Origin of the sequence: Streptomyces sp. rh34, from assembly GCF_002551245.1 — a bacterium.
Classification (GTDB): Bacteria; Actinomycetota; Actinomycetes; order Streptomycetales; family Streptomycetaceae; genus Streptomyces.
In genome coordinates this window covers 1-517 of the sequence record NZ_NTGZ01000596.1, presented here as the reverse complement: position 1 = coordinate 517, position 517 = coordinate 1, and the positions used below count along the sequence as shown (strand labels likewise).

Genomic DNA, 517 nt, shown 5'->3' with positions numbered 1-517 from the left:
AGATGTGTATAAGAGACAGGCACGGACCCGGCCGCGCCCGACCCCGCCACCTGGCACCGGACCCGGCCGCGCCTTCCGTCCGCCCCCGATCCGTCCGTTCCCGATCCGTCCGTCACCACCCCGTCCGCCGCCGCCCCTGCGGCGGCGGGCCCCGCCGAGTGGAGCGCGCGCCCGGCCTCGGAAGACCACACCGAGCCCCTTTCGGAAGCACCCCTGCCCTACTCGGCGGACGGGCGGTTCGACGAGCGGTTCGCCGAGACGCTCGACGCCTTCCCGGTCGCCGCCTCCACCGGGCGGCACACCGTATGGGGCTACGGCCAGGACGACCCGGACCTCCATGTGTTCGTGGCCGAGATCCCGTCGCTCGGCCTGCGCGGGGAGTACAACCCCGACGGCCCGTCGGCCGGTGGCGTCACCGACCAGGCCGGGCGGATCCACACCGAGGGCCCGGCCTGGGACTGGTACCTGCCGGGCCGCGGACTCGTCGCCTCCTCCCGCCTGCTGACGGGGGAGGGCT

At 75.2% G+C, this 517-nt stretch carries 1 protein-coding gene; it reads right to left on the bottom strand.

Going from position 1 to position 517, the window contains the following annotated elements; genetic code table 11:
- Positions 1-191: hypothetical protein (locus CR470_RS40170; RefSeq protein ID WP_373561483.1), on the bottom strand; the 191-nt coding region annotated here is incomplete at its 3' end.
- Positions 192-517 lie beyond the last annotated feature (326 nt).